Annotated in this window: 7 protein-coding genes; all 7 read left to right on the top strand. The window is 60.1% G+C overall.

All coding sequences use genetic code 11. The annotated features are described in order from the left end of the window. Positions 1–792: HpcH/HpaI aldolase/citrate lyase family protein (locus WBF74_RS08615; RefSeq protein ID WP_424438178.1), on the top strand; the 792-nt coding region annotated here is incomplete at its 5' end. A gap of 45 nt (positions 793–837) precedes the next feature. Beyond that, positions 838–1,896, top strand: coding sequence for a MaoC family dehydratase (locus WBF74_RS08620; RefSeq protein ID WP_424438181.1), 1,059 nt, complete (start codon positions 838–840; stop codon positions 1,894–1,896). 72 nt (positions 1,897–1,968) lie between these two features. After that, positions 1,969–2,559 carry a PAS domain-containing protein gene (locus WBF74_RS08625; protein ID WP_424438184.1) on the top strand — a complete coding sequence of 197 codons (591 nt, stop codon included), beginning with the start codon at positions 1,969–1,971 and terminating at the stop codon, positions 2,557–2,559. Positions 2,560–2,842: 283 nt separating this feature from the next. After that, positions 2,843–3,250 carry a succinate dehydrogenase, cytochrome b556 subunit gene (gene sdhC, locus WBF74_RS08630; RefSeq protein ID WP_424438187.1) on the top strand — a complete coding sequence of 136 codons (408 nt, stop codon included), beginning with the start codon at positions 2,843–2,845 and terminating at the stop codon, positions 3,248–3,250. Continuing rightward, entirely contained in the window at positions 3,250–3,645 is a 396-nt protein-coding gene (sdhD, locus tag WBF74_RS08635) for a succinate dehydrogenase, hydrophobic membrane anchor protein (protein WP_424438190.1), read from the top strand. The genes sdhC and sdhD overlap by 1 nt, the downstream gene beginning before the upstream one ends. Positions 3,646–3,673: 28 nt before the next feature. Continuing rightward, positions 3,674–5,464, top strand: a complete 1,791-nt coding sequence (gene sdhA, locus WBF74_RS08640) for a succinate dehydrogenase flavoprotein subunit (protein WP_424438193.1) — start codon at positions 3,674–3,676, stop codon at positions 5,462–5,464. Between the two features lie 20 nt (positions 5,465–5,484). Next, on the top strand, positions 5,485–6,264 hold the full coding sequence (locus tag WBF74_RS08645; protein ID WP_424438196.1) for a succinate dehydrogenase iron-sulfur subunit: 780 nt from the start codon (positions 5,485–5,487) through the stop codon (positions 6,262–6,264). Positions 6,265–6,398: the final 134 nt, after the last annotated feature.

Consider the following 6,398-nt stretch of genomic DNA (forward strand, 5'->3'; position numbering starts at 1 on the left):
CTCGATCTCGAAGACGCCGTGGCACCCGACGCCAAGGAAGAAGCGCGCCAGCAGGTTTGCGATGCGGTGAAGGCAGGCGGCTATGGCAAACGCGAAATCGCGATCCGCGTAAACGGGCTTGATACGCCCTGGGGCGCAGATGACATCAGGGCGGCAGTCGCCGCAGGACCGGATGCCATTCTTGTTCCGAAGATCAATTCCGCTGCCGATGTGGCCCGCGCCGAACAGGCACTTTCCGATGCGGGTGCCAAGCCAGGCCTCCAGCTCTGGTGCATGATCGAGACGCCGCTTGCGACGCTCAACATTCAGTCCATCGCTGAGGCGGCCCAAAAGCCGGGTTCGCGCATGTCCGTCTGGGTGATGGGCACGAATGACATTGCAAAGGAGCTTCGCGCCGCCCATACGCCGGACCGGGTGCCAATGCTCACCTCGCTCGGTCTCGCGCTCGTCGCTGCACGGGCCTATGGGCTTGTCATTCTCGATGGCGTCTATAACGACATCAAGGATGAGCAGGGCTTTGTCGCTGTCTGCGAGCAGGGGCGCGATATGGGTTTTGATGGCAAGACGCTCATCCATCCGAGCCAGGTTGGCCCGTGCAATACGATTTTCTCGCCCGATCCCGAAACGGTCGCCTTCGCGCGCAAGACCATCGAGGCTTTCGAACTGCCCGAGAACAAGGGCAAGGGCGTGCTCAAGGTGGATGGCAAGATGGTCGAAATCCTTCATGCCGAAATTGCACGGCGCACGGTTGCGATTGCCGATGCCATAGCCGAGCTTGAGCGGGCAGGATAATCCGCAGGCAGAGTGTTCGGACAGGCTCAAGGACAGGAGGCGGCCATGACGCAGAATGCAAAGACCAATGAAGGAAATTATTTCGAGGACTTCAAGGTCGGGCAGGTGCTGCATCATGCAACGCCGCGCACTGTGACGGAGGGAGATGTCGCACTTTATCAGGCGCTATTCGGCTCTCGCTTCTCGCTTCAATCTTCTGCCGAGGTGGCGCGCAGGGCCGGTTATGCGGGTGCGCCGGTGGATGATCTTCTTGCCTTTCACATCGTCTTTGGCAAGACGGTGCCCGATATTTCGCTCAATGCCGTTGCCAATCTCGGCTATGCGGATTGCCGCTTTCTGAAGCCTGTCTTTCCGGGTGACACGCTTTCCACGGAATCAAAGGTGATCGGGCTGAAAGAAAACTCGAATGGCGAGACAGGTATTGTCTATGTCCGCTCGACGGGGCGCAATCAGCGCGACGAGATCGTTCTCGACTATGTGCGCTGGGTGATGGTGCGCAAGCGCGACAAGACAGCACCTGCGCCGCAGGAAGATGTGCCGAACCTGCCTGCCGCCGTTCACGCCGAACATCTCGTTGCGCCTTCGGGCACTTCTTTCAAGAAATTCGATACGGTCGCTTCCGGTTCGCCCTGGCTCTGGGATGATTATGAAGTGGGCGAAAAGATCGATCATGTTGACGGCATCACCATCGAGGAAGCCGAGCACATGATGGCGACGCGCCTTTACCAGAACACGGCCAAGGTGCATTTCAATCAGTATAGCGAGGGCAAGGGCCGGTTTGGCCGCCGCCTCATTTATGGCGGCCATGTCATCTCGCTTGCCCGTGCGCTTTCCTTCAACGGGCTTGGCAATGCGGTTCTGGTGGCCGCCATCAATGGCGGGCGGCATGTCGCGCCCTGTTTTGGCGGCGACACGGTTTTTGCCTGGTCGGACATTCTCGACAAGGCGCCATTGCGCGGGCGCGATGATCTCGGTGCGCTTCGTGTGCGCAGCATTGCGACCAAGGACCGTCCCTGCGCCGATTTTCCTGGTGCAAAGGAAAAGGGCTATGAAGACGGCGTCATTCTCGACCTTGATTATTGGGTGCTGATACCGCGCCGCTGAGCGAAATTTTTACGCTCAGTTTACGAGGCGGGAATAATCTCCGTTCCGGACCAATCCCAGCAAGGCTCCCTGATGCCGTCCCTCGATGTCATTTCGCATGCTACCCGCACCGGCGCTCACGTCGGCTTGCGTTCCGCCGAGAGCTTTGCGTTTGAAGAGGCATGGCAGGAGGCCCGGGGCGAGAGGGATGTCCCCTTGCGGGCCGATATCAGTCTGCGCCGTTTCGCGTCCTTTGCGCGATGGTTTGCGATCATCGAGCCTGATCCGAACGCCGCATTGCTGCCCTTCCGTCTGACGGGTTCGGGCTTCCGCGAATTTTTCGGATATGACCTTACGGGCGTAGACTATCTGTCGCTGGCAGACCCCGCGATTCGCACCCATGCCTATGATTGCGTGATGGCCTGCCTCAACACGCCCTGCGGCTTGTGGCAAAGCACACCGGCAACAGCGGCGGACGGCACCATAGTCTCTTACGAATACACGATCCTGCCGATTGCGAAGGCGGGGGATCGTGCGGACCATATCGGCATTTTCGTGAATTTCGAGCAGAGCCCGCTCGGGGAAGTGGCTGATCTGGCGCGGATCGAACATTCGTCCGTGTGGCACTGGATCGACATTGGCCAGGGCGTGCCCGCCGAAGCGGTCGGTAACGCTCCCTTCTGACGAAGTAGACGCGGCAGGCGCAGAGAGAATCACCTCTTGCTGGATGGGTGGCGCGCAGTAGTTGCGAAGTGTTCGCAATTTCTGCGGCAGATCACTGCGTCTCATTCCCCAGCGTTTTCCGTGCCAAACATCGCCTCGCGCAAGCCCGCGGGGTTTCTTCTGCCTTTCTGCCTCTCTTGATGCGTCTGGGCATTTGCGTTGCGCGTCTCTGCGCGATAAACAACGGAAGAAGCGGGCCGCCAAGACCCGCCCCTCTTCTTGTTGCCCGAACGGGGTTCTTCGGATGGCTGAACAGCGACAAGCCGTAGAGAGGCCGCTCTCTCCGCATCTCCAGATTTATCGCGTCACGATCACGATGGCGATGTCGATCCTCCATCGTATTGTCGGCGTTGCGCTTTATGTCGGCACCGCGCTTGTTGCCTGGTGGCTGCTCGCCACGGCAACGGGGCCGGATGCCTATGCCGCCTTCCAGTCGGTTGCAGGCCATTGGGTCGGCCAGATCATTCTTTTCGGCTACACATGGGCACTGCTCCACCATCTCTTTGGCGGTATTCGCTATCTCTTCTGGGATGAGATTGTGGGGCTCAACAACAAGACGGCTGACATTGTGAGCTGGCTGGCGCTCATCGCCTCGCTCGGCGGCACGGTCATTGTCTGGGGTATTGTTTGCACGTCGCGGGGGGTGATCTGATGGCCACGGCCCGGAAAGATATGCGTACGCCGCTTGCCCGCGTTCGCGCGCTCGGTTCTGCCAAGTCCGGCACGTCCGACCATATTCGCCAGCGCATCACGGCGGTCGCGCTTGTGCCGCTGTCGCTGTTCTTCATCGGCTTTGTTGTCATGCTGACGGGCGCTGATTATGCGACCGCGCGCGCATGGCTCGGCAATCCGATCGTTGGCGTGGCGGCCCTTCTCCTCATCGCTGCGGCGATCATGCATATGCGGATCGGCATGCAGATCGTGATCGAGGACTATGTGACGGGCCACCGCCTGCGGAGTGCTGCCCTCATCGCCAATTTCTTCTTCTGCTATGCCGCCGGTTTCGCCTGCATCTATGCAGTCGTGAAAATCGGCTTCAGCGCCTGATCCTCTTTAAATCGTCGAGACCAAGCTCATGACGGCTGCTTACGAGTTCCACGATCACACTTTCGACGTCGTCGTTGTCGGCGCGGGCGGTGCGGGTCTTCGCGCCACGCTTGGTTGTGTCGAAAAAGGCCTGCGCACCGCGAATATCACCAAGGTTTTCCCGACCCGCAGCCACACTGTTGCGGCGCAGGGCGGCATCTCCGCCTCGCTCGGCAATATGGGGCCGGATGACTGGCGCTGGCACATGTATGACACGGTGAAGGGGTCAGACTGGCTCGGCGACCAGGACGCCATCGAATATCTCTGCCGTCAGGCACCGCAGGCTGTTTACGAGCTTGAGCATTTCGGCGTTCCCTTCTCCCGCACGGAAGAAGGCAAGATCTATCAGCGTCCCTTTGGTGGCATGACCACCAATTTCGGCGAAGGCATTGCGCAGCGCACCTGCGCCGCCGCCGACCGCACGGGCCATGCGATCCTGCATACGCTTTACGGCCAGTCGGTTCGCCACAAGGCCGAGTTCTATATCGAATATTTCGCCATCGACCTCATCATGGATGAGGAAGGCCAGTGCCGTGGTGTTGTTGCGCTCGACATGGCGACGGGCGAAATTCACCGCTTCCGCGCCTCGCTCGTCATTCTGGCGACGGGTGGCTATGGTCGCGCCTATTTCTCTGCCACATCCGCGCATACCTGCACGGGCGACGGCAATGCGATGGTGCTGCGTGCGGGCCTCGCGCTGCAGGACATGGAGTTCGTGCAGTTCCATCCGACCGGCATTTACGGCGCAGGGTGCCTCATCACCGAAGGCGCGCGCGGCGAAGGCGGCTATCTCACCAATTCCGAAGGCGAACGCTTCATGGAGCGTTATGCGCCGTCAGCCAAGGACCTTGCCTCGCGTGACGTTGTCTCGCGCTCCATGACGGTGGAGATCCGTGAAGGGCGCGGCGTTGGCGAGCATAAGGACCACATCTACCTTCATCTCGACCATCTTGATCCGGCGATCCTGCATGAACGCCTTCCTGGCATTTCGGAGTCGGCGCGCATCTTCGCGGGCGTCGATGTGACGAAGGAGCCGATCCCGGTTCTGCCGACCGTTCACTACAATATGGGCGGTATCCCCACGAATTATCATGGCGAAGTGCTGACGCTGAAGAACGGAAACCCCGATACGGTGGTGCCGGGCCTGATGGCGATTGGCGAAGCGGGCTGCGTGTCGGTTCATGGTGCGAATCGCCTCGGCTCCAACTCGCTGATCGACCTTGTGGTGTTTGGCCGCGCGGCGGGCCTTCGGGCAGCCGAGCTGGTGCAGCCCGGCCAGCGCCAGCCCGAGTTCAAGAAGGGTGCCGGCGAAAACGCCGTCGCGCGTCTCGACAAATTCCGCCATGCGAAGGGCAGCACACCGACCGCCGAGCTTCGCCTGCAGATGCAGCGCGCCATGCAGGAAGATGTTGCCGTGTTCCGCACGGAAGAGACGCTGCTTTCCGGCAAGAAGCGTGTGGCAGATGTGTTCTCCGCCATGCCGGATATTCGCGTCAGCGACCGTTCGCTCATCTGGAACTCGGATCTCATCGAGACGCTCGAGTTCGACAATCTCATTGTGCAGGCCATCGCCACCGTTGAAGGTGCCGTCAACCGTCAGGAAAGCCGTGGCGCTCATGCGCGCGAGGACTTCCCGAACCGCGACGATGCGAACTGGATGAAGCACACACTTTGCTGGGTGGATGAGAAGGGTAAGGCCACGCTCGATTATCGCCCGGTGCATGCCTACACGCTTTCCGACGAAATTGAATACATCCAGCCGAAGGCGCGCGTTTACTAAGCCGCGCGAGGGTCTAGATCATGGTCCAGTTCCGACTGCCGAAAAATTCAACGATCACCGAGGGCAAGACCTGGAAGGCCGAGCCCGGTGCGAAGAACGTCAAGCGTTTCCGCATCTATCGCTGGTCGCCGGATGACAATGCCAATCCGCGCATCGACACTTATGAAGTCGATCTCGATAAATGCGGGCCGATGGTTCTCGACGCCCTCATCAAGATCAAGAATGAGGTCGATCAGACGCTGACCTTCCGCCGTTCCTGCCGCGAAGGCATTTGCGGTTCCTGCGCCATGAACATTGATGGCGGTAACACGCTGGCCTGCACGAAGGGCATTGATGAGTGCAAGGGCGATGTGAAGATCTATCCGCTGCCGCATATGCCGGTGGTGAAGGATCTCGTGCCTGACCTCACCAATTTCTATGCGCAGCACGCCTTCATCCAGCCCTGGCTCAAGACCGAGTCGCCGCAGCCGGAAAAGGAATGGCGCCAGAGCCATGAAGACCGCGAAAAGCTCGACGGGCTTTACGAGTGCATTCTCTGCGCCTGCTGCTCCACTTCCTGCCCGTCCTATTGGTGGAATGGCGACCGCTATCTTGGTCCCGCCGCGCTGTTGCAGGCCTATCGCTGGCTCATCGACAGCCGCGACGAGGCAACCGGCGAGCGCCTCGACGCGCTGGAAGACCCCTTCCGTCTCTATCGCTGCCACACCATCATGAACTGCACCAAGACCTGCCCGAAGGGTCTGAATCCGGCCAAGGCCATTGCAGAGATCAAGAAGATGATGGTGGAGCGTCAGGCTTAAGAAGCGCACCGCACACGGATCAAAGGCCGCCTTCGGGCGGCCTTTTTGTGTGGTGGTGCCAACGCCGATTCCTGTTTGAAGGGACGGATTGAGCCTCGCCATGAAAAAGGCCCGCGCTCATGAAAGCGCGGGCC

This window comes from Parvibaculum sp., assembly GCF_049672805.1.
Lineage (GTDB): Bacteria > Pseudomonadota > Alphaproteobacteria > Parvibaculales > Parvibaculaceae > Parvibaculum.